General features: G+C 54.8%; 18 protein-coding genes. 9 read left to right on the forward strand and 9 right to left on the reverse strand.

From position 1 onward, the window contains the following. Positions 1 to 123: 123 nt before the first annotated feature. From IEV29_RS02945 to IEV29_RS02965, 5 genes are all read left to right on the forward strand, one after another. On the forward strand, positions 124 to 2,019 hold the full coding sequence (locus tag IEV29_RS02945) for an AsmA family protein (RefSeq protein WP_188379771.1): 1,896 nt from the start codon (positions 124 to 126) through the stop codon (positions 2,017 to 2,019). Between the two features lie 106 nt (positions 2,020 to 2,125). Next, on the forward strand, positions 2,126 to 2,347 hold the full coding sequence (locus IEV29_RS02950) for a hypothetical protein (protein WP_188379772.1): 222 nt from the start codon (positions 2,126 to 2,128) through the stop codon (positions 2,345 to 2,347). Positions 2,348 to 2,398: 51 nt separating this feature from the next. Beyond that, complete coding sequence (gene asd, locus IEV29_RS02955) at positions 2,399 to 3,259, forward strand: archaetidylserine decarboxylase (protein WP_188379773.1); 861 nt, start codon at positions 2,399 to 2,401, stop codon at positions 3,257 to 3,259. A 160-nt stretch (positions 3,260 to 3,419) separates the two neighbouring features. Continuing rightward, positions 3,420 to 4,355 carry a DedA family protein/thiosulfate sulfurtransferase GlpE gene (locus tag IEV29_RS02960; protein ID WP_188379774.1) on the forward strand — a complete coding sequence of 312 codons (936 nt, stop codon included), beginning with the start codon at positions 3,420 to 3,422 and terminating at the stop codon, positions 4,353 to 4,355. 12 nt (positions 4,356 to 4,367) lie between these two features. Then, on the forward strand, positions 4,368 to 5,048 hold the full coding sequence (locus IEV29_RS02965) for a MarC family protein (RefSeq protein ID WP_188379775.1): 681 nt from the start codon (positions 4,368 to 4,370) through the stop codon (positions 5,046 to 5,048). Between the two features lie 111 nt (positions 5,049 to 5,159). Here IEV29_RS02965 and IEV29_RS02970 read toward each other — a convergent pair whose 3' ends face one another. Together IEV29_RS02970 and IEV29_RS02975 are read right to left on the reverse strand one after the other, a co-directional pair. Beyond that, complete coding sequence (locus tag IEV29_RS02970; protein WP_188379776.1) at positions 5,160 to 5,297, reverse strand: hypothetical protein; 138 nt, start codon at positions 5,295 to 5,297, stop codon at positions 5,160 to 5,162. Next, positions 5,294 to 5,710 carry a GreA/GreB family elongation factor gene (locus tag IEV29_RS02975; RefSeq protein ID WP_188379777.1) on the reverse strand — a complete coding sequence of 139 codons (417 nt, stop codon included), beginning with the start codon at positions 5,708 to 5,710 and terminating at the stop codon, positions 5,294 to 5,296. The genes IEV29_RS02970 and IEV29_RS02975 overlap by 4 nt, the downstream gene beginning before the upstream one ends. Positions 5,711 to 6,137: 427 nt before the next feature. Between IEV29_RS02975 and IEV29_RS02980 the strand changes: the two genes are divergently transcribed. Further along, positions 6,138 to 6,587 carry an NUDIX hydrolase gene (locus tag IEV29_RS02980; protein WP_188379778.1) on the forward strand — a complete coding sequence of 150 codons (450 nt, stop codon included), beginning with the start codon at positions 6,138 to 6,140 and terminating at the stop codon, positions 6,585 to 6,587. Here IEV29_RS02980 and IEV29_RS02985 read toward each other — a convergent pair. Together IEV29_RS02985 and IEV29_RS02990 are read right to left on the reverse strand one after the other, a co-directional pair. Then, positions 6,567 to 8,789 (reverse strand): ATP-binding protein, encoded by a 2,223-nt coding sequence (locus IEV29_RS02985; RefSeq protein ID WP_188379779.1) that lies wholly within the window; start codon positions 8,787 to 8,789, stop codon positions 6,567 to 6,569. The two genes, IEV29_RS02980 and IEV29_RS02985, sit on opposite strands and share 21 nt — an antisense overlap. Before the next feature lie 265 nt (positions 8,790 to 9,054). Then, positions 9,055 to 9,780, reverse strand: a complete 726-nt coding sequence (locus tag IEV29_RS02990) for a sulfite exporter TauE/SafE family protein (RefSeq protein ID WP_188379780.1) — start codon at positions 9,778 to 9,780, stop codon at positions 9,055 to 9,057. A gap of 147 nt (positions 9,781 to 9,927) precedes the next feature. Here IEV29_RS02990 and smpB point away from each other — a divergent pair, with 147 nt between their 5' ends. Continuing rightward, positions 9,928 to 10,377: an SsrA-binding protein SmpB gene (smpB, locus tag IEV29_RS02995; RefSeq protein WP_188381045.1), complete on the forward strand. Its 450-nt coding sequence runs from the start codon at positions 9,928 to 9,930 to the stop codon at positions 10,375 to 10,377. Between the two features lie 24 nt (positions 10,378 to 10,401). On the opposite strand, the gene IEV29_RS03000 is transcribed toward smpB, so the two are convergent. The 5 genes from IEV29_RS03000 to IEV29_RS03020 all read right to left on the reverse strand — a co-directional run bounded on the left by IEV29_RS03000 (position 10,402) and on the right by IEV29_RS03020 (position 14,499). Then, a complete protein-coding gene (locus IEV29_RS03000; RefSeq protein WP_188379781.1) occupies positions 10,402 to 11,682 on the reverse strand; it encodes an MFS transporter in 1,281 nt (426 codons plus the stop codon). A gap of 34 nt (positions 11,683 to 11,716) precedes the next feature. Further along, complete coding sequence (locus IEV29_RS03005; RefSeq protein WP_188379782.1) at positions 11,717 to 12,307, reverse strand: TetR/AcrR family transcriptional regulator; 591 nt, start codon at positions 12,305 to 12,307, stop codon at positions 11,717 to 11,719. 361 nt (positions 12,308 to 12,668) lie between these two features. Next, positions 12,669 to 12,914, reverse strand: a complete 246-nt coding sequence (locus tag IEV29_RS03010) for a hypothetical protein (RefSeq protein ID WP_188379783.1) — start codon at positions 12,912 to 12,914, stop codon at positions 12,669 to 12,671. Between the two features lie 162 nt (positions 12,915 to 13,076). Further along, entirely contained in the window at positions 13,077 to 13,772 is a 696-nt protein-coding gene (locus IEV29_RS03015) for a tRNA-uridine aminocarboxypropyltransferase (RefSeq protein WP_188379784.1), read from the reverse strand. 112 nt (positions 13,773 to 13,884) lie between these two features. Then, positions 13,885 to 14,499 carry an NAD(P)-dependent oxidoreductase gene (locus tag IEV29_RS03020; protein WP_188379785.1) on the reverse strand — a complete coding sequence of 205 codons (615 nt, stop codon included), beginning with the start codon at positions 14,497 to 14,499 and terminating at the stop codon, positions 13,885 to 13,887. Positions 14,500 to 14,604: 105 nt separating this feature from the next. Between IEV29_RS03020 and IEV29_RS03025 the strand changes: the two genes are divergently transcribed. Then, positions 14,605 to 15,513 carry a LysR family transcriptional regulator gene (locus IEV29_RS03025; RefSeq protein ID WP_188379786.1) on the forward strand — a complete coding sequence of 303 codons (909 nt, stop codon included), beginning with the start codon at positions 14,605 to 14,607 and terminating at the stop codon, positions 15,511 to 15,513. Positions 15,514 to 15,694: 181 nt separating this feature from the next. Next, positions 15,695 to 17,008, forward strand: coding sequence for an MFS transporter (locus tag IEV29_RS03030; RefSeq protein ID WP_188379787.1), 1,314 nt, complete (start codon positions 15,695 to 15,697; stop codon positions 17,006 to 17,008). Positions 17,009 to 17,122 lie beyond the last annotated feature (114 nt).

The following is a 17,122-nucleotide window of genomic DNA, read 5'->3' on the forward strand; positions in this document are numbered from 1 at the left end:
GTCATCTATTTCCTACTTGATTTAGCGCCGTTGAGGCCGTGACGGCGTCGCTCAACTAGTCTATTCTCACTGACCATCAGACTCGGTACGATAGTACCGACCATAAAAATGGGAACAGACAAGATGCGGAGATGGCAAAAATGGGCATTGGGCGGCGCATTGCTGGCAGTACTGCTGTTTGCGATTGCCGTCATTTATGCACATCGCCTGGCTGACAGTGGCCAACTCCGCCAGATCGCACAAGACAAGGTGCAAGAAAAATGGTCGCGCGAGCTGCATATCGGCGATCTGTCCGTTTCCCTTCTTCCTTTTCCGCATCTGCAGGCAACAGACGTCAGTCTCGACAATCCTGACTGGGCGCAGGATCGCCACCTCTTTCAGGCTTCCCGCATCAGTGCGCGTTTTGCCTTGCTACCGCTCTTGCGTGGCCGCTTCGTACTCGAAAGTCTTCGTTTTGAGGGGTTGAAGGGAAACCTGGAAATCGCGGAGGACGGGAGGCGTAGCTGGGAGTTGTCGGCAGGCCGTAAATTGCAGGCAAAGGATATCGATCTGACGGATCTTCATCTTGCCAATAGTGTGGTGCAGATCCGTAGTCGTGGTGCGGAGCCTGTAGTCTTGGAAATCGACAAGCTGGATATCGAAGCCAGCCCGCAGCTGCGCAATGTGGAATTCGATGGGCTCTTTGGCAGAAACGGGCAATCACTCGAACTGAAGGGCGAGTTTGCCAATCTGGCCTCGTTCGGCATTCCGGGGGCGAGTACCGGAGGCATGATCTTCGCGAAGATTGCCAAGTCCACAGCCTTGCTGAAGGGGACATTTCCGATATCGCTGGAGCCGCAGAATTATGCATTTTCTGCCACAATCGACGCGCCGGAGGCTGAGCCGTTTTATCGCTTTCTGGCAATCGAGCGACGTCCGCCCGTGCCGCTGAAGCTCGATCTGCAAGTGCAGGGAAGCGGACAAAAACTGTATGCCCGCGATATCAGACTGCAGTTGGGCAAGCGGAATCTGCTTGGCGACATCCAGTTTGATCGCAGTGCAACGCGGCCGGTCTTCCACGCCAATCTTCATGCAGACCGTATCGATATGACGCAGACGATGCTCGATCTGGGCAATCCGCCATTGCCCGTCAAGCCGCAAGGCGAACTCTTCTACGACCGTCCACTGCCGTGGAAATTGTTAAGTGCACTTCAAGGCATGGATGGCAGCATTGATGCCCACATCGATGCCTTAAGGCTGCGCAACGGCATTGAAGTCCGTGATGCCAAGGCCAGAGCCAGTACGCGGGATGACGTGATGACTGTATCGTCCTTTGAAGGGAAGCTGCTTGGCGGCAGCGCAAAAGGCAGCGGTGTGTTTGCGGCAAAGAGTCGTCATGTCACGCTGGATATGCGACTGGATCAGACTGAGCTGGGGCAGTGGTTTGCGCAAACTGGCAAGAAAGCGCGCATCGATGGCGGAAAGATGCAGGTCGATATGCGTGTCGAAACACAGGGCGAAAGCATGAAGCAGCTTGCCGCTCACATCACGGGGCCGCTGGATATCCGCATCGGACCTGCCAAAATTCATTCTGAACAGGCGGGCCAGGCGGAATACTGGCTGAACGGCATTTTCTCTGCCAAGGACGCCAGTCGCGTTGACATGGCATGTCTTGCTGCACGATTGCCGTTTCGCAATGGCGTGGCCAAAGGCTCTGGTATCGTTGGCGGACGCAGCGAAGCCAGTCAGCTGCTGACGAGCGGCATTGTCGACATGCGCTCCCAGACGCTGGAACTGCAAGGCAAGATACGCGCGCGTGCAGGCATCAGTCTGGGTATTTCCACCTTCGCCAATGACATCAAGATTGCGGGCAGGGTGGGCAAGCCGGACGTGGGCCTGGATGAGGCAGGGGCGGTCGGGGCGCTCGCCCGAATTGGGGCGGCCATTGTGACGAGCGGCATCAGCATTGTGGCGACGTCGATCTGGGATGGCGCTAATCCCGAGTCGGATCCCTGTCAGGTTGTCTTTGCACGTAAATGATGGTCGACAGCCTAAAACCGGTGCGGATGGCCGCCTGTTGGCATATGTGTTGGAATAACAGACCAACAACCGTTATGATGACGGCAATTTTATAAAAGGATGTTGCATGGCAAGGTTGGAAGACATCGTCGCCAAGTATCAGGACGGTGCCCGTTTCGTGATTTCTGCGCCGATGTTACGCGTTGGTGCAGAGGAGTTCGATACCTTGGTCCAGCTCTGGATGCAGGATGACAAGCGTGGCTTTGAGCTTGCTGATGTTCCGCATCGAAAGTGCATCGATGGCGAGTTTTTCATCGATCGTATTACCGTTATCAGGGTATCGACGTAAGCGCTGCCGCTGTTTGTTTCTCCCTTACTTTATTTGGAGCCGGCCCTGATCGTGTTCACCCGTTTGCCCGTCATTCCCCAATACTTTCTGCCCAAGCAGGCCTTGACCGCATTTGCAGGTCTGGTGGCCGGTGCGCAGGCGGGTCGCGTGACGACCGGCCTGATTCGCTGGTTCATCGGGAAATACAAGGTCAACATGGCCGAAGCGGCTAATCCCGACATTCACAGTTACCGCACGTTTAACGAATTTTTTACGCGTGCGTTGCGCTCGGGCGCGCGGCCCATTGCCGATGCCGACTTTGTCAGTCCGGTCGATGGCGCGATCAGCCAATTCGGGAAGATTGACGAAGACCAGATATTCCAGGCCAAGGGGCATAATTATCTGACGACTGCGCTTGTCGGTGGCGATATCGCGCTGGCGGAACAATTTCGGCACGGTAGTTTTGCGACGCTGTATCTGAGCCCCCGTGATTATCATCGTGTGCATATGCCTTGCGATGGTCGTTTGATGCGCATGATCTATGTGCCGGGCGCGCTGTTTTCCGTCAACCCGACCACGGCCAGAGGCGTACCGAACTTGTTCGCTCGCAACGAACGCGTTGTCTGTGTGTTTGAAGGGGCGCAAGGCCCGTTCATTCTCGTTCTCGTCGGCGCGACCATCGTTGGCAGCATGCAGACAGTCTGGCATGGCGTGATCAACCCGCCACGCACCGGCAAGATTCGTGAGTGGCGCTACGACAAGCAGCATCTGGTCCTGAGAAAAGGCGAGGAGATGGGGCGTTTTCTGCTCGGCTCCACTGTGGTGATGCTGTTTCAAAAAGATGTGCTGTCTTTCAATCCAGTCTGGCAATCTGCAGATGCCATTCGACTTGGGGAGAAAATGGCGGATCGCATGGATGGCACAGCCGGCTGATGGCGCAGTAGGCAAAGTCGTTGCTTCTGTTTCAGAACGGGGAAAGAGTGCATGCGCTCTTTATAAAAACAGGCACAATCCCATATACGTTCTCCGACCATGTTGATTGGCAGGTCGGTGGTGCATCCGTCGTTTCCATTCTCACCGCAAAGAAGATGTCATGAGCTTCCTGCTCGATCTGCTTGAACAATATGGCTTGCTCTTCGTATTCGGCAATGTGCTGATCGAACAGTTGGGCGCGCCGATCCCCGCTTATCCCACACTGGTCATGACCGGTGCCTTGCTTGATCGCGGCAACTACACGGCGCCCATGTTGTTATGTGTCGGTGTGATTGCTGCCTTGATTGCCGATTATTGCTGGTATATGGCGGGGCGCAAGTTTGGCGGTCGCGTTCTGGCAAAACTATGCAAAATTTCCTTGTCGCCAGATTCCTGCGTCCGTCAGACCGAGTCAGTCTACGTGCGCTACGGTCCTGCTTCGCTGCTGATTGCCAAGTTCATTCCTGGTTTTGCATCGGTCGCTAGTGCGCTGGCCGGCGCCATTGGTACGCGGCCTGCCAAATTCATCGTGTTCGATACGCTCGGTGCGATGTTATGGGTAGGATCGGCGATCTTTCTCGGCTCCCTGTTCAGTTCTGCGGTAACCGATTTGCTTGATGTGCTGGCTGCACTGGGCAAATGGGGCATCGTGCTGATCGCATTGGCTTTCGTCATTTATCTTGGCAAGAAGTGGTGGCAGCGGCATGCTTTCCTCAAGGATTTGCGCATGGCCCGCATTTCAGTCGACGAACTCGATCAGTTGCTCAAAACGGGCAATCCACCGACCATCATTGATGTTCGCTCCAGTATCGGGCAGGAAAGCGGACGGATTCCAGGCGCCATGGTGCTGACCGATGATGAACTCAGTGCCCTGGTCGTCAATAGCGATACCAATTCGGAAGTCATTATCTATTGCGCCTGCCCGAACGAGGCATCGGCGGCCAAGGTTGCGAAGAAGTTGATGCAGCGCGGGTATACCAAAGTGCGTCCGCTGAGTGGTGGCATCGATGCATGGGTCGCCGCGGGTTATCAGGTCGACCATGAGACGGGTGCCTAGATGGAGCCGATCATGCTCATTGTTTTTCTCAAGGCTGCCATTCTGGTTCCCATAACCTTGCTGCCAATTCTCAATCCGTTTGGTAATGCGCCGGTTTTTGCCAGCCTACTTGGAAATGTCGGGCGTGATGCGGAAAAGCGACTGGCGCGTCAGGTCGCGCTCAACTGCTTCTTCCTGCTGCTGGGGGCCATGTTCATTGGCTCGCATGTACTGATGTTCTTTGGCATTTCCCTGCCGATTGTCCGTGTCGGTGGCGGCATTCTGGTCATTGCAACTGGCTGGCGCTTGTTGCACGACAATGGACAGGATGCAATTCGCACACAGGTTGCGACCAATCAGACTGAAGTCTGGTCGGATGATGAATTCAAGGTACGAAGTTTTTATCCAATCAGTTTTCCGCTGACAGTTGGGCCAGGCTCGATTGCGGCCTCGATCACGCTGGGGGCGAATGCACCCACGCGCCTGCTTGATCAGGTCATCTCGCAGGGTAGCGCGGCATTGGGGGCGGCGTTGACGGCCTTGGTGATCTTCCTTTGTTACCGCTATGCCAACGGCATGATCCGCTTGCTGGGACGCCTGGGTACCATGGTTGTTCTGCGCTTGTCGGCATTCATTCTGCTGTGTATCGGCATTGAAATTTTCTGGCATGGCGCGCTGGATCTGCTGACCGAAGCAGGGCTGGCGCAGCCATAACGTCCCGTTGCAGTCTGGCGACGTGTAGCAAGCTGAGCCGCAACAGCGGATGCGCCGTGCCGCTCGCACCGTGCGCATGCGCCCTGACACAATCATGGCATCAGCCGTCTATCAAACAACGCCTTCAAACACCAACAAGCCCGCCAGCATGACACCGGCTGCCACACAGGCGAGCGCTGCCATGTTGCGCCGGCGTCGTTGCCGGCGTTCAATCTGCGTCCGTAAAAAAATATAACGTGTGCGCTTCATGCCATGCTGTCCCGACAGAGATTGGCATCGTTACGCACTTCCAGAATGCGGATTTTCTCTATCCGGCCTGAAGGCAGATGTACATCGACCGTGGTATCGCAGCAGCGTCCGATCAGTGCAAGACCGATGGGCGTGAGCACCGAGACTTTTCCGGCAGCGCCATCGGCTTCGTGCGGCGGTACCAGTGTGATACAGGCGGCTTGTCCGCTCAGCATGGATGCATAGCTGACGCTGGCATACAGTGCGACCGTATTTTTTCGTCGAGTTGTCGGTTGCAGACGGTTGGCGGTGGCCACGATGTCGCTTAGTTGTTCTGCTGCATCGATATCGGCGCCGTCCAGCCGCAGCCGTTGTTCGGCGAGTTGGTAAAGCGTTGCAGCATCATGCTGCGCAAGGTAGCGTTGATTTTTCATGGCAATAGGACTCCCTGCCGATCTCATTTGGATCAGCAACAATGCGAGATAAACGCGATCGTCAGACGACGATCAACAATGATCAGAAAGCGAGGAAGAGGCTCGGGAGCGGCGCAGGTGGACTTGCTTCAGGTGCTCACCGAGCCAAGGAAAGGCAGGCGAGGTCTTTGGTGCTTGCGGTGTGCGCAAAAGGCATGACAGCCGTCATACCTGCAGCCATCATGTTCTGCAGACGCGACATCTCCTGTTCCGTCGCGGAACGCAGTATGGTCGGCAGAAAAAATGGCGGCAGCATTGCAGAGAGAGTAAATGCAAGTGAAGTTAGGCTGAGTATAACCGCCAGGTTTTTTTCGTCAACTGCTTGCAGAGAAGGAATGCCTCGCTCTGGGTACAATGACGGTTCACTCTCTTGAATTGATCCTGTCGCATGTCTTCTTCATCACGCATCCCTGTCCCCGCTGTGATCGCCGTTGTCTTACGTGGCGACGAAATTCTTCTGGTTTGTCGCAAGACACCGCCAGATGCAGGCATGTGGGGATTTCCGGGAGGAAAAATGGAATTTGGCGAGACGATCGAGCAAGCGGCAATACGTGAGTTACAGGAAGAGACAGGCATCATTGCCGAACCTGATGGTGTGTTGACGGTGCTCGATTCTTTTCACAAGGATGAGACTGGCAACCTGACTCACCATTTCATTTTACCGGCTATTGCTTGTCGCTGGATATCTGGCGAGCCGGTGGCTGCCGATGATGCAGCGATCGCAGAATGGGTACCGCTCAAGGATTTGTGTAATGGGGAACGTGAACTGATCGTCGCCGTCGATCGTGTGGCGGAACTCGCCGTGGAAGCGGCGCGATCAGCGGGTGTCAGCTGCTGAGATTCTTGGCAGGAGAATCGTGAAAATCACGCGACCTGCGTCACAACGGACATTGATGTTGCCCTCATGCCCTTTGATAATTTCACTCACGATATATAAACCGAGACCCAGCCCGCCCTGATTTTTCTTGTTGCCCGTCGATGCGGGTTTGAAGGGATTGAAGAGGGTGGACAGCAAATGGGGATCGATCTCCGGGCCGTAATTGGCAATCTCTATATGCGTTTTCTCGGTATCGCCGCGTGCGACGACCGAGATCGGTCTGCTGTTGTCGCCGTGATGACGCGCGTTGCTGAGCAGATTGGAAACTACCTGACTCAGTCGATCCGGATCGACATGCGCCAGGCCTGCCTGCTCAATGTCCATCTCGATGGTCAGATCAGGATGTGCAGTCATGATTTCGCGTACCAAATCCCGAATCAGTGGAGCAATCTCCGTTTCCTGGCGGACGATACTCAATCCCAAACCATTCTGAATCTGTCCCACATCCAGCACTTCGGAAATCAGGCGTTTCATTCGGCCGCTGGAATTGGAAATTCGTTTGCCGAGAGCCGATTTGCTGGAACCATCGACGCTACCCTGACGCTCCAGCATTTCCGCCGCCATCATGATGGCTTGCAGCGGATCGCGCAGATCATGACCAAGCGTGGCAAACAAGGTGTCGCGCGCGCGTTCGGACAAGGTACTTTTTGCCAACGCAATGGCCTGCAAGTCAGTGCGGAACTGTGTTGCGATTTCATGTTCGCTTGCAAGCCAGGCGTGTGTGCGATCTTTGACTTCTTCTTTCCATTCGGCGAAAGAACCGCGTGGCGTCAAGCGTGCGCCCAGCGGGCCGGTGGTATACACCTTTTCCGGATTGCCACCCCAGCGCACACTTTCGATTTGTTCGCCACGGAACCAGAAGACATAGCCATTGCGCTCGCGATGAAAGCGTGCTGCCATCAATCCTGCTGTCTGACTCTCGGGTTGATACAGATGCGGTACATCGCGCACGATGGAATCCGTTACAAAGATATCGCTGGTGTTATTGCTTTGCAGCCAGTCTGTCCATGCCAGCACGTTTTCTTCCGACGGCGCGTGACCAAACAAGACGACACGGCCATCGACGGCAGCGGCACCACCGTGGCAGTCAACGAGATCGAGAAAACTCGGATCCTGTTCGGACAAGGCATGCAACAGATCGCCAGCTTGTGTCGTCCGTTCGGTGATGCGAATACGCACGGCGGTCGAGCGTTGAATGGCGCGTGTATGTTCCTGACTCAAGGTGCGTTCGACAAGCACACTGACGATCTGTGAGAGCAACTGGCACGACATGCGGACGGCACGAGGCACCAGATAAGGCGACATGTGATGACAGGCAATCATGCCCCAGAGCCGGTCATTGACCACAATCGAAATGCTCATGGACGCCATCACGCCCATATTGGTCAGGTATTCAACGTGAATCGGCGACACACTCCGCAATACGCTGCGGCTCAAATCGAGCGGGGCTTGCGTCAGCGGGTTGTTCTGCGGAAAAAGCGGCACCGGCTTGTAGCCAATGTCAGCGATCAGTCGCAAGGGATTCAGAATGTACAGACGCCGAGCTTGTACAGGAATATCGCCAGCAGGGTAGCGCTGACCAACAAACGGTTCCAAATGCGGGCGGCGCCATTCGGCAACGACCTCGCCACTGTCATCGGGCAAAAAGCGGTAAGCCATGACCCGGTCAAAACCGGTCAGCGCCTGAATCTCATTGACGGCAACGCGCAGCAATTCATTGATGTCGCTCTGTCGTTGGATGCGCGCGATCGCGCGTTGCGCCATCACGGCAAATGCATCTAGCGAAACAGTATTCTGTGTGCTGCATAGTTCGAACTCAACAATCACGAGTCCGGCAGAGTGACTGAAAATCACATCGAATTTGCCTTGCAAGAGCTTGGTATCGAGCAAGTCATCGTGCACTTCATCCATATTCAGCGCATCGGCAATGGCATCGCGCACGGCGGCACTCAGATGCGCCGGCGTTAGCAATTCGCCTATCCCCGGCAGATCGCCGAGCAATGCATTGGCATTGTCACCATGGATGACCAGCGTGCCATTCCGCGCAAAGGCCAGTAAAGCTCCGTGCGGCTGAATCGAACCCGGTATATGGATTGGCTCGCGGTCACAATTGGTCAGATCAACCGGAAGGCTACCGCCAGCAAAGGAAATCGGAGTGATCATGCCTGTTCAGTCCAGTGTGGATGGCAATGGACCGGCGACGGTAGGTATCGTTTTCAAAGCTGTCTGACTTAACGTAATCAAAAGCGTAAATGAGAGCGGCAAATTAATTACAAGTTATTAATACACTTGCAGGAAAAACATCAGCGTTGCCGAAAAATACAAAGGGAGAGGCACAGCCATCCCAAAGCGTAGTCAGACGTTGACGATTGTACTGCAAGCGCTGACAGCGACAATCAAAAACCGTATAGCGGACAGGTGTTTTTTGCTAATTGATTGCGGCGCACAACAAGGCCAGGCCTGAACATAACAAAAGAACATCGAGCAAATGCTGAAATGCATTTTCGCTCAGCTTCAACATGACAATCTTCCCCACAAAGGTGCCCGCCATGATGGCGCTGCCAACCAGCAATCCTTTCATCACAATGTGCAATGGCAGCGCATCCGATGTGCCGAAGATCAGTAATTTGCTGACATAGAGAAACAAGGAGCTGGCGGCTTCAGTTGAAATAAAGGCGCCTTTGGTCAATCCATACGCAGTGAAAGCCGGTACGCTTAATGGCCCCGTTGATAAAACCATGCCGGTCAAAAATCCGACGATCGCGCCCGCAACGGCGAGCTGCCACAGCCGGAGCTGAAAATGCCGCGCCTTGAGCCAGTGCCGGACCGGAATCATCAGGATGAAAAAGGCACCGAGACAGGTATTGATGAAATGAGCAGGCAGTGCGAGCAGCGTCGTGGCACCTAACGCCGCGGCGGGAATACCGGTGATCGAATACGTCCCGACCGCACGCCAGTCAATCAATTGCCACCATGCGAGTATCCGCGCCAGATTGGCCAGAACGGCTGCAATGGCCATGATAGGAACTGCTTCAATCGGGCCAAAGCTGTAAACCAAAACCGGCAGCAACATGATGGACGACCCGGTACCGATGACGCCGCTGACAATCCCGGCAGCCAGTCCTACCAGCAACACGAAGAGATAGGCGGTCATGCGTAAAGCGTCGGAAACATGAGAGGTAGCGCAGGACAGTCCATATTGAAAGTCTGTCATCTTAGACCAATACCGAATCCTTTGCTGTCTGCACGGTTTGTTTGGGCCGTGCGCGTTACACTCTCGCCATTGAGATGAAAGATGAGTATGGCTATTGTCGACAACAAGAAGGCACTACATGATTACCACATCATTGATCGCTACGAGGCGGGCATGGTGCTGGAGGGATGGGAAGTCAAGGCGATTCGCCAGGGGCGCGTGCAACTGAAAGAGGCTTATGTGATCGCGCGCGATAACGAAATTTTCCTGTTTGGTGCCCATGTCAGTTCACTGACCAGCACGTCGTCGTTCTCGCATCCGGAAGCACGTCGTACACGCAAATTGTTATTGCATGCGCGCGAAATCGACAAACTGGTCGGCAAGGTCAAGCAAGCCGGATTCACGATGGTGCCGCTGAATTTGCACTGGGTCAAAGGCCGAGTGAAATGCGATATCGCCTTGGCCAAGGGCAAGCGCGAATACGACAAGCGCGACACCGAGCGCGAGCGTGACTGGTTGCGCGAACAGCAACAGATCATGAAGATCCATCGTCGCTAGGCATTGCAACATGTCGAGCAATGACTAGCGCGGAACAAGTGGCGGCTTGCGTACCAAAAAAATGATGACTGCGGCCAGCAAACAAGCCGCGCCCGCTGCATACAAGGCAGGGTTGTATGTCAGCAGCCAAGTGCGGGTCAATCCTGCGCCGTACGCCGCTACCGCAGAACCGATCTGATGCGCGGCAAAAATCCAGCCAAACACCATACCTGCACGTTCCTTGCCAAATGCTGCGCCAGCCAGTTTGACTGTCGGCGGCACAGTCGCAATCCAGTCCAGTCCGTAAAACATGGCAAACAAAGACAAGCCGTACAACGTGAACTCCGAATGCGGCAGCCAGAACAACGACAGGCCACGCAAACCGTAATACCAGAACAGCAGCTTGCGGTTGTCATAGCGATCGGACAGCCAACCAGACAAGATCGTGCCGACAAAATCGAACGCGCCCATCATCGCCAGCACACTGGCCGCAGGTACGGCTGCCATGCCGTAGTCGCCACACAGCGAAATGAAGTGCGTCTGAATCAGGCCGCTGGTGCTCAAACCGCAGATGAAGAATGTGCCAGCCAATACCCAGAAGGTGCGATTGCGTGAAACGTTGGCAAGTACGCGCAAAGGCTCCATCAAGGTCATGCTGGCTGCAGGTGCTGCTGCCGGGGGCGGCATATCCGCGGCGCCGCCATAAGGCACCAGACCCATATCATGCGGACGATCACGCATGAAGAGAAAGGCCAACACACAAACCAGGGCGCAGGCAAAGAACACCGGCAATACGGCCATGCGCCAGCCGTAGTGTTCGATCAGCCACGCGGCAAAAGGCAGGAAGATCAATTGCCCGGTTGCCGAGCTGGCTGTCAGCACGCCAATGACCAGACCGCGCCGTTTTTCAAACCAGCGATTGGCGACCACGGCGCCGAGCACCAATGCCGTCATGCCGGAGCCGACGCCCAGTATCAATCCCCACAACACGAACAGATGCCAAAGCTGGCTCATGACTGTCGATAGCAACAGACAAGACGCGATCAGAATCAGAGCGATGCAAATGACGCGCTTCAGGCCGAAGCGTTCCATGAAGATGGCAGCAAACGGACCGATCAGGCCGAATAACATGAAACGGATTGCGAGCGCAGAAGATATCTGATCGGTATTCCAGCCAAACTCGCGGCCAAGTGGCTGCAGCAGGGCGCCTGGCAGGCCAAGTGCTGCCGATGACGTCAGCATGGTTAAAAACGTAATGGCAACAATCAGCCAGGAAAAGTGCAGGCCCCTGCGAGACAGCCAGGCCGAGAATGGTTGGGAAAACATGATGTCGGATCAGGAGAGAAGGGCAAGTGCTGGTTCAGGCGTCGTCGCCCATCAGGTGTTCGCGTACCGCGCTCAACAGTTCATCCGCAAGCGGATTGCCGTCGGTAGCACTGGCCAGCATCATGACACCGACCATCGTGCTCCACTGCACCAATGCCTGTTTGCGCCGCTCTGCCGGATCGACGGCGGATGACAGGGCGGTCAGGATGTTAATCAGTTGTTCGGTACCCGCCTGATATGCCTCGCGCACCGGCTTGTCAGGTGCCTCACGCGCGACGTCTACGCTCAGTGTCGCTGCCGGACAGCTATTGCCCATGTTTCTGGCCATGCGTTTCGTCAGATAAGGATCGAGGATCGCGTGCAGCTCAGATTGCGCGTCCGTCTTGTTTTTGATTCGTGTTTGCCAGCGATCGGCTGCCTGCGAGAAGGCCTGGGAACAGGCAATCGCAGCCAGTTCATCCTTGGACGAAAAATGGCCGTAAAAGCCCCCATGCGTCAGTCCCGCCGCGCCCATCAGGTCGGCAACGCTGACGCCGTTAAAGCCTCTTTCCTTGAACAGGCGAGTGGATGCTTGTTCGATAGCGGCGCGATTGCGGTCGGTTTGTTCTTTGGATACACGAGGCATGATGCTTCCTTGGCAGGTATTTGCAGGTGGAATGATCTGCAATATAAATGACGATCATCATAAATGCAATAGATGTTAATTGTCATGAATAAAATCGATAGCAGTGCCGCTTGAATCATCCGGCTGAGAAGTCACAAGCGTTCAGGTATGGGGTGTGGGAAACGCGCGCATTCTCCGCTTTCGCGCTGCGAACACAGAGACGGCGTATTGAAGAAGAGAGCAGGGAAGTGGCCCGTTTGAGTAAAACGGGTGCTGACGCGTGAGGGCGTCCAGGAAGGAGAAGAGCAAGTCCGCGAAGCGCTGTGTCGCTTCACATGCCGGATATCCGCAGCGACACAGTTACCCGGCGCAGACAGTTATCTTAAAAATCGCCCCAGATACTGTCTTCGTTCGGATCGCCTTCGGCTCGGCTTTGCAATGCGTCCAGAATCAGCGGTTCCGCTTCTTCCCAACGCTCAAGCACATGCGGATCGTCGGACTGGCAAATCAGCGAGTCGAACAATCTGTTTTCGACAGCATACAGATTGAACATCGCGATATTGATGATTCGTGAATAGAAACGTCGGCTATCGGCGTCCATCTCGGAAAACATCTTCCTGGTACTCATGATGACCTCGCATATCGGGTTGTGCGATTTCATTATAGAAGTGCTTTTTCTCCGGCAACACAATTAACACGCTGAACCATTCCGGTTGGTGCAGCGGTGTTGCGGAAAAGAGAAAGTCATGTCGTTGTGCCTAGCCCTTTTCTTATCAAACTTGGTTGTTCTTCAAGAAAGCAGACCTGTCTCTTGCGAACTTTCACTCGTGTTCGCTTGATGAGAGTGCGCATCAACATACGCCTGCTGCTGGCGAACAAAGCCATCAAATGCATTCAGCAGCGGCAGGTATTTTTCCTGAGTGCCTTCCAGTTGCATCAGGGCCTGGCACGTGGCCTCCAGAGTCGACAATTGATCTGAGCGATGTGCCTTGCGTATGGTGTAACGCGTTGCCGGCATGTCAGTCAGCGCAACGCGAGGCAAAGTCTGTAGCAATGGGTTGCAATACAACATCTTGCGACTTTTGCGCCACGTGCCATCCAGTACGACCAGGCGATTGATGGGAACACCCGTGGATGAATCTTCTTGCATCGTTGTTGTGACAGTTGCTTTTCGGTCGTCCGATGCCGGATAGAGCAGCGCAGGTGACACAGGCCTGCTTTTGGTATGTGCATGCGGATCAAACAGCAGGGCCCGCAGTGCGGCGGGATCAAAGTCCTCGCCCACAACCAGCGTGCAGTAACGCAGACTGTTTTGCAGCAGTTTTCCGGTGCCTTTGGCGTGACCGACTTCGAGCGGATGTTGCAGGATAATGACTTCTACCTGGTTTGCAGTATGTCGAATCCACTGGCAGATGCAGGTCGATTGCGGACGTTCACATCTCGGGCAAAGTGCGCGACGCCCGGCGTTTGGTACGGTAGACGTCATGCAATGCAAATGGGACTTGCCAACTGAATACAGAACATTGACTGGAAGAGGGTGGAAACGGGCATGACCGCATTCTAATCGATCATGTCCGTTTCGGGATCAAGCCAGAGAGTCAGTAGCCTACCGTGAAACGTTGGCGCGAATGAACAGGTTTTTCCAGTTCGTCCAGATAGGCGATTGCATAATCGGCAAAGGTGATCCAGCTGCGTCCCGCTGCATCCACCAGCAAATCGTCTTTACCGATACGGAAAATGCCGGTACGTGGACCCTCAACAAATTCGGCAGACGGCGACAGGAAGGTCCAGTCGATATCCTTTTCGTCCTGCAAGGCATTCAGATAAGCGAAACCCGCGCTGGCCTCCGCCTTGTACTCTGGCGGAAAATCAGGCGTATCGATGACACGCAAGCCCGGTGCGACAAACAAGCTTCCCGCGCCACCGACAACCAGCAAGCGCGGTACGCCGGCATTGCGCACTGCCGTCACGATCTTGTTGTAGGCGATGGTACTGAAATGCGCCGCGCTGAAAACAGCCTCGTGTCCGGACAGGGCTTTTTGTAAGGCAGCGGTATCCTGCACATCGACATCGATCGCTGTCACACCGTTACGGGCAGGAGCCGCGCTTGCCTTACGTGCAATCGCGGTGACGGAATGGCCGCGGCGCAATGCTTCTTCCAGTAACCGGGAACCGGCACGACCGGTTGCACCAATGATCGCAATCTTGCTCATGATTTTTCTCCTCAGGTTGGGTTCAAGACAGGATCAGCATAGTTTCTTTATCCAACATTAAAAAGCGTAGTATTGGCGATTATTTGTTTCTATATCTGGAATAATATGGATCGTCTTACGGCCATGCAGGTCTTTGTGTCTGTGGTGGATGAAGGTAGTCAGATTGCGGCTGCCGAGCGACTGTCACTCTCGCGTCCGGTTGTATCACGCTATCTGGCCGAACTGGAGGAATGGATGGGTGCGCGGCTGATGCATCGCACGACACGGCGCTTAAGCCTCACTGCTGCGGGCGAAGCATTGCTTCCGCATTGCCGGCAGGTACTGGAGCAGATCAATGACATGAAAGCCGCCATCTCAACAGCAGATGACCAGCCACGCGGTCTTCTGCGTATTACGGTCAGTACCTCTTTCGGACAATCCCATCTTGCTGCGGCGATTGCGGAGTACGTCAGGCGCTATCCGGCGGTGCAAGTCGATATGCTGCTGGTCGATCATGCCGTCAATTTGGTGGAAGAGCGGATTGATCTTGCCGTACGTATCAGCAAGGAGCTGGACCCCAATCTCATCGCACGCCGCCTGAGTGTCTGTCGTTCTGTCATTTGTGCCGCGCCGTCTTATCTGAAAGAGAAGGGGATACCGCAACGGCCTGAACAACTGTCCGCATTGAATTGCCTCACGCATGCGCACTACGGTAAAAGTATCTGGTATCTGGAAGACAAAAAAAACGGAACGACGGGTGTTGCGGTGAGCGGCAACATCAGTGCAAACGATGCAACATCCTTGTTGCAGGCAGCACTTGCGGGTTCCGGTATTGCGCAACTGCCCACTTTTCTTGCAGCGCCTTACCTGCGCGCCGGAACATTGCAGCGCGTGTTGCCAGATTACGAGCCTCAACAATTGACGTTCTATGGCGTATACGTATCACGCAAACATATGCCACCGACCTTGCGCACGATGCTCGATTTTTTAGCTGAAAAATTTGACGGCGAGCCGGAATGGGATAGGATGCATTGAAGTTGTAAGAAAGCTGTAAGCTAGCATCCATGCGGGTTTGCGCGAGTTTTTTTCAACTAAGGATGAATTTTTTGCACCTTGCATTTTCATCTGAACGTCTATCATCAATATCTGCTCCTGCCCATCGCACGCACCGTTGATCGATGCAAAGGAGTTATCGCATCTGGATCTAGAAAACATTATGAGCGCAACTTTTCCGGACGTCGCTACAAGCGATCGTCAAAAACTGGAAGACAGCATCTACGCCAAGGTAACCTTGCGTCTGTTGCCTTTCCTCTTCCTCTGCTACGCCGCAGCCTATCTTGATCGCGTCAACGTCGGTTTCGCAAAACTGTCGATGTTGAACGACCTGCAATTCAGCGAAACCGTCTTCGGTCTGGGCGCGGGTATCTTCTTCATTGGTTACTTCCTGTTCGAAGTGCCAAGTAACGTCATCATGCATCGCGTCGGTGCGCGCGTCTGGATCGCTCGTATCATGATCACCTGGTCGATTCTGTCGGCTGCAACGATGTTTGTCACCACGCCAACCGCGTTCTACATCATTCGTTTCCTGCTGGGCGTGGCCGAAGCAGGCTTCTTCCCTGGCATCGTTCTGTACCTGACCTACTGGTTCCCGACGGCACGTCGTAGCCGCATGAACGCACTGTTCATGATTGGTATCCCGGTTGCAGGCGTATTGGGTGGCCCGCTGTCCGGCTGGATCATGAACCACTTCGCTGGCGTGAATGGCTGGCACGGCTGGCAATGGATGTTCCTGCTAGAAGCGATTCCATCGCTGCTGCTGGGTGTTCTGTGCCTGGCCTTCCTGCCTAACAAGATCACAAACGCAAAATGGCTGTCGGACAATGAAAAGGCCATCCTGGAAGCCAACATCAAAGCAGATGCTGCCAGTGGCGTTCAGAAGTCGCACTCGGTCAAGGATGCATTCAGCAATCCGAAAGTCTGGTTGATGGCTGCGATCTACTTCTGCTGCATGATGGGTCTGTACGGCATCAGCTTCTATCTGCCAACTCTGGTGAAAGCCACCGGTGTCAAAGATGCGCTGGACGTCGGTCTGTTGACCGCAATCCCTTACTCGATCGCCATCGTTGTGACCCTGCTGGTTGCACGCAGTGCCGATCGTACCGGCGAACGTCGCTGGCACTTCGCCATCGCCAGCGCGCTGGGCGGTATTGGTCTGTTCCTGAGCACGGTCTGGGGTGACAACGTTGTGCTCGCACTGTGCGCACTGTCCGTCGGTACCGCTGGCATGCTGTCGACGATGCCGGTGTTCTGGACCTACCCGGCCGCGATCCTGAGTGGTGCAGCAGTTGCTGCCGGCATCGGTCTGATCAACTCGGTTGGTAATCTGGCTGGCTTCGTCAGCCCGTTCATCGTCGGCTGGCTGAAGGACGTCACCGGCACAACCAATACCGGCATGTACTTTGTGGCTGGTGCACTGGTTGTCGGCGCCATTCTGGCACTGCTGCAACCGCGTGCCATGGTCAACAAGTAAGTTGTCTCGCTCTGAAAAATGCCCGCTTGTGCGGGCATTTTTATTTTGTGGATTCAAAAGCAAGGCGCGGAGTGCAGCAGGGAAGTGAGCTTGCTACACTGTTTGCATGACATT

This window comes from Oxalicibacterium faecigallinarum, assembly GCF_014635705.1.
In the GTDB taxonomy this organism is placed as follows: Bacteria; Pseudomonadota; Gammaproteobacteria; order Burkholderiales; family Burkholderiaceae_D; genus Oxalicibacterium; species Oxalicibacterium faecigallinarum.

Coding starts and splice junctions, on each gene's coding strand:
- IEV29_RS02945 (WP_188379771.1), top strand. CDS start 124: ATGCGGAGATGGCAAAAATGGGCATTGGGCGGCGCATTGCTGGCAGTA.
- IEV29_RS02950 (WP_188379772.1), top strand. CDS start 2,126: ATGGCAAGGTTGGAAGACATCGTCGCCAAGTATCAGGACGGTGCCCGT.
- IEV29_RS02960 (WP_188379774.1), top strand. CDS start 3,420: ATGAGCTTCCTGCTCGATCTGCTTGAACAATATGGCTTGCTCTTCGTA.
- IEV29_RS02965 (WP_188379775.1), top strand. CDS start 4,368: ATGCTCATTGTTTTTCTCAAGGCTGCCATTCTGGTTCCCATAACCTTG.
- IEV29_RS02970 (WP_188379776.1), bottom strand. CDS start 5,297: ATGAAGCGCACACGTTATATTTTTTTACGGACGCAGATTGAACGCCGG.
- IEV29_RS02975 (WP_188379777.1), bottom strand. CDS start 5,710: ATGAAAAATCAACGCTACCTTGCGCAGCATGATGCTGCAACGCTTTAC.
- IEV29_RS02980 (WP_188379778.1), top strand. CDS start 6,138: ATGTCTTCTTCATCACGCATCCCTGTCCCCGCTGTGATCGCCGTTGTC.
- IEV29_RS02985 (WP_188379779.1), bottom strand. CDS start 8,789: ATGATCACTCCGATTTCCTTTGCTGGCGGTAGCCTTCCGGTTGATCTG.
- IEV29_RS02990 (WP_188379780.1), bottom strand. CDS start 9,780: ATGACCGCCTATCTCTTCGTGTTGCTGGTAGGACTGGCTGCCGGGATT.
- smpB (WP_188381045.1), top strand. CDS start 9,928: ATGGCTATTGTCGACAACAAGAAGGCACTACATGATTACCACATCATT.
- IEV29_RS03000 (WP_188379781.1), bottom strand. CDS start 11,682: ATGTTTTCCCAACCATTCTCGGCCTGGCTGTCTCGCAGGGGCCTGCAC.
- IEV29_RS03005 (WP_188379782.1), bottom strand. CDS start 12,307: ATGCCTCGTGTATCCAAAGAACAAACCGACCGCAATCGCGCCGCTATC.
- IEV29_RS03010 (WP_188379783.1), bottom strand. CDS start 12,914: ATGAGTACCAGGAAGATGTTTTCCGAGATGGACGCCGATAGCCGACGT.
- IEV29_RS03015 (WP_188379784.1), bottom strand. CDS start 13,772: ATGACGTCTACCGTACCAAACGCCGGGCGTCGCGCACTTTGCCCGAGA.
- IEV29_RS03020 (WP_188379785.1), bottom strand. CDS start 14,499: ATGAGCAAGATTGCGATCATTGGTGCAACCGGTCGTGCCGGTTCCCGG.
- IEV29_RS03025 (WP_188379786.1), top strand. CDS start 14,605: ATGGATCGTCTTACGGCCATGCAGGTCTTTGTGTCTGTGGTGGATGAA.
- IEV29_RS03030 (WP_188379787.1), top strand. CDS start 15,695: ATGAGCGCAACTTTTCCGGACGTCGCTACAAGCGATCGTCAAAAACTG.